General features: G+C 69.5%; 4 protein-coding genes. All 4 read right to left on the bottom strand.

Annotated features, from left to right (window positions below):
- Nucleotides 1-108 precede the first annotated feature (108 nt).
- Nucleotides 109-798, bottom strand: a complete 690-nt coding sequence (locus JHD82_RS28625) for a YafY family protein (RefSeq protein ID WP_013800648.1) — start codon at nt 796-798, stop codon at nt 109-111.
- A gap of 4 nt (nt 799-802) precedes the next feature.
- The gene (locus JHD82_RS28620; protein ID WP_012207497.1) at nt 803-1,804 is read right to left on the bottom strand and encodes an LLM class flavin-dependent oxidoreductase; all 1,002 of its coding nucleotides are present in this window, start codon (nt 1,802-1,804) and stop codon (nt 803-805) included.
- 85 nt (nt 1,805-1,889) lie between these two features.
- The gene (locus JHD82_RS28615; RefSeq protein ID WP_225971007.1) at nt 1,890-2,174 is read right to left on the bottom strand and encodes a hypothetical protein; all 285 of its coding nucleotides are present in this window, start codon (nt 2,172-2,174) and stop codon (nt 1,890-1,892) included.
- A gap of 63 nt (nt 2,175-2,237) precedes the next feature.
- A partial coding sequence (locus JHD82_RS28610; RefSeq protein ID WP_199140255.1) for a GspE/PulE family protein occupies nt 2,238-3,537 on the bottom strand: 1,300 nt, incomplete at its 5' end.

Below are 3,537 nucleotides of genomic sequence, written 5' to 3'. Positions count from 1 at the left end.
GGCTTGATCGAGTCGTTCATGAAGGCTCCCAGTGGTTTGAATGCATGGCGAGAAGGCCATGGGAGCGACTGTAGGAGGCCATGCTGACAGTTTTTGTCAGCAGTGGTGTCAGCGGACCGTGTAGCCCAGTTGCCGCGACCAGCGTTCGATCAGGCCGCTGCGGTGGTCGGGATAGCGTTCCTGCAGATCGGTGACCGAGCGCACGCGGTCGGCGCGAAAATGGCGGAAGTCCTGGCGCAGTTCGCACCAGGCCGCAAGAATGCGCCGCTGATCGAAGAAAGCCATGGCAAAAGGCCAGATCTGGCGCTCGGTCGGCTGGCCCTTCTCATCCGTGTAGTGCAGCAGCACCCGGTGCTGGCGCCGTATCGCCAGGCGCAGCGCGGTCTGCCAGGGCTCGGTCACGGATTCGTGGCAGATGGGCGGCACCAGCAGGCCGCTGGTGTCCACCTCGATGCGCAGCTCCAGCGGCAGCGCGCTGCGTATGCGGTCCAGCGCGGCAGTGGCGGCCTGGGCGAGCTCGGGGTCGGCCTGGCGGCTGGCCCAGCGCGCGCCCAGCAGCAGGGCCTCCAGCTCATCGGGCGTGAACATCAGCGGCGGCAGCAGAAAGCCGGGCCGCATCTCGTAGCCCACGCCCGGGTCGCCCGCAATCGCGGCACCCTGCTCGCGCAGGGTGGCAATGTCGCGGTACAGGGTGCGCAGGCTCACGTCCAGCTGCCGGGCCAGCACCGGCCCGGCCTGGGGCAGGCGCGCGCGGCGCAGCAGGTCGATCAGCTGCAGCAGCCGGGCAGAGCGGCTCATGCCTTCAGCGGCCCATGACGCCGGCCGTGATCTCCAGCGAGCGCAGGCGCAGGTCGCGGTCATACACGTCGCTGACCAGGATCAGCTCGTCGGCCTCTGTGTCGGCCTGCAGCTTTTGCAGGCGCGTGCGCACCTTGTCCGGGCCGCCGATGGAGGCCACGGCCAGGAAGTCGCCGATGGCGCGGCGCTCCTGCTCGCCGAGCTGGGCCGCATAGTTCTCGATGGGGCGCGGCAGCAGTCCGCGCCGGCCCGTGATGATGCCCAGCACGCGCTGGTAGGTGCTGCTGGCCAGGTACTCGGCCTCGTCATCGGTGGGCGCGGCGATCACGGGGGCGCCGACGATCACGTAGGGCTTGGCCAGTTGGGCCGACGGCTTGAACAGGCTGCGGTACAGCTGCACAGCCTGGTAGAGCATGCGCGGCGCAAAGTGCGAGGCAAAGGCGTAGGGCAGGCCCAGGTGGGCGGCCAGCTGGGCCGAGAACAGGCTGGAGCCCAGCAGCCAGATCGGCACGTTGGTGCCCGCGCCAGGCGTGGCCACCAGCTTTTGCTCGGGCGTGGCCGGGCCCAGCAGGCGCTGCAGCTCCATCACGTCGCGGGGGAAGTCTTCCTCGGTCTCGACGCGGTCGCGGCGCAGGGCGCGCATGGTGGCGCCATCGGTGCCTGGCGCACGGCCCAGGCCCAGGTCGATGCGGCCCGGGTACAGCTCGGCCAGCGTGCCGAAGGCTTCGGCGACCACCAGGGGGGCATGGTTGGGCAGCATGATGCCGCCCGAGCCCACGCGGATCTTCGAGGTGCCGCCTGCGATATGGCCGATCAGCACGGCCGTGGCCGAGCTGGCGATGCCGGGCATGTTGTGGTGCTCGGCGAGCCAGTAGCGCTCGAATCCCAGTTCCTCGGCCTTGCGGGCCGTGGCCAGCGCAATGTCCAGGGCCTCGGCGACGGTGCCGCCTTCGCGCACGGCCACGAGGTCGAGCATGGACAGACGGACTTCATTGAATGATGTCATGGCAGGTTCCAACTTCCAGTTCACGGTGGGTGGGGGCGGCGCGGGCCTTGCCGCGCCAGGGCATTCCTGGTGCGCGTTCGCGCACTCAGTTTCTTCTGGACATTTCCCGCGCGCAGGTGATGCCCAGCACCACGCACCAGACCAGGGGGAGGATGGCAGCCGCCAGATGATTCTCGCCCTGCTGGATGGCCAGCCAGGACAGCGGCAGCGCCACCAGCGCCGACAGGCGGATGACGCGGCGCAGCTGGTTGGTGGACAGCCGGGACTTGAACCACCACAGGGCGATGTAGCTGATCAGGCTCAGCGTGGCGACCCACAGGAACAGGTCGCCGCCATAGGGAGCGCTCCAGGCGCGTAGGGATTCCAACATGCCGACCATTGTGGCAAACGGGGATGCCCCGTGCTGCGCAGGGTCTGGCGTGGCAGCCTGCGCCTAGTCGCGCGTGACGCGCAGCACTTCCTCGGGCGTGGTGATGCCCTCGCGCACCAGGCGCTCGCCGTCGTCGCGCATCAGGCGCATGCCCGAGGCCAGCGCGGTGTCGCGGATCTCGGCCTCGCTGGCCTGGCGATGGATCTGCGCGCGGATGGTGTCGTCCACCACCAGCATCTCGAAGATGCCGGTGCGCCCCCGGTAGCCGCTGGGCTCGGTGGTGTCGATCTTGCGCACCAGGCGCTGTGCCAGCACGCCCAGCAGGGAGGACGACAGCAGGAACGGCTCCACGCCCATGTCGATCAGGCGGGTGACGGCGCTGGAGGCGTCGTTGGTGTGCAGCGTGGCCAGCACCAGGTGGCCCGTCAGCGAGGCCTGGATGGCGATCTGCGCGGTCTCGAAGTCGCGGATTTCGCCGATCATGATCACGTCCGGGTCCTGGCGCAGGATGGCGCGCAGGGCCTTGGCGAAGGTCAGGTCGATCTTGGCGTTGACCTGGGTCTGCCCCACTCCGGCCAGCTCGTACTCGATGGGGTCCTCCACCGTCATGATGTTGCTGCGGCTGGCGTCCATGCGCGACAGCGCCGCGTACAGCGTGGTGGTCTTGCCCGAGCCCGTGGGGCCGGTGACCAGCACGATGCCGTGGGGCTGGGCCGTCATGTGGGTGAACCGCCTCAGCGTCTCGCCCTGCATGCCCACGGCCTCCAGGCTGAGCTTGCTCTCGCTCTTGTCCAGCAGGCGCAGCACGGCGCGCTCGCCATGGGCGCTGGGCAGGGTGGAGACGCGCACGTCGATGGCGCGCGTGCCCAGGCGCAGGCTGATGCGGCCGTCCTGGGGCAGCCGCTTTTCGGCGATGTCCAGGTCGGCCATGATCTTCAGGCGCGAGATCAGCGCCGCGTGCAGGGCCCGGTTGGGCTGCACGACCTCCCGCAGGTCGCCGTCCACGCGAAAGCGCACGCTGGAGTGGCGCTCGTAGGGCTCGATGTGGATGTCGCTGGCGCCGTCGCGCGCGGCCTGCGTGAGCAGGGCGTTGAGCATGCGGATGATGGGCGCGTCGTCCGCAGTCTCCAGCAAGTCCTCGACGGCGGGTAGCTCCTGCATCATGCGCGAGAGGTCGGCGTCGGACTCGACCTCGCTGACCACCAGGGCCGCGCTGGATTCGCCCTGCGAATAGGCGGCGCTGATGCGGTGCGCCAGCGTGCCCGCATCCAGCATCTGCCAGCGCTGCACCGCATGCTTGCGCTGGACTTCGGACAGGGCCTGCCAGTCGGGCGAGGGGCCGTGCCAGAGCAGGGGCTCGTGG

It is taken from the genome of Delftia sp. ASV31, assembly GCF_016428765.1.
GTDB lineage: Bacteria > Pseudomonadota > Gammaproteobacteria > Burkholderiales > Burkholderiaceae_C > Comamonas > Comamonas acidovorans.
Note: the sequence above shows the minus strand (reverse complement) of the source record. Positions and strands in the feature narration are given on the sequence as shown.

Coding starts and splice junctions, on each gene's coding strand:
- JHD82_RS28620 (WP_012207497.1), bottom strand. CDS start 1,804: ATGACATCATTCAATGAAGTCCGTCTGTCCATGCTCGACCTCGTGGCC.
- JHD82_RS28615 (WP_225971007.1), bottom strand. CDS start 2,174: ATGTTGGAATCCCTACGCGCCTGGAGCGCTCCCTATGGCGGCGACCTG.
- JHD82_RS28625 (WP_013800648.1), bottom strand. CDS start 798: ATGAGCCGCTCTGCCCGGCTGCTGCAGCTGATCGACCTGCTGCGCCGC.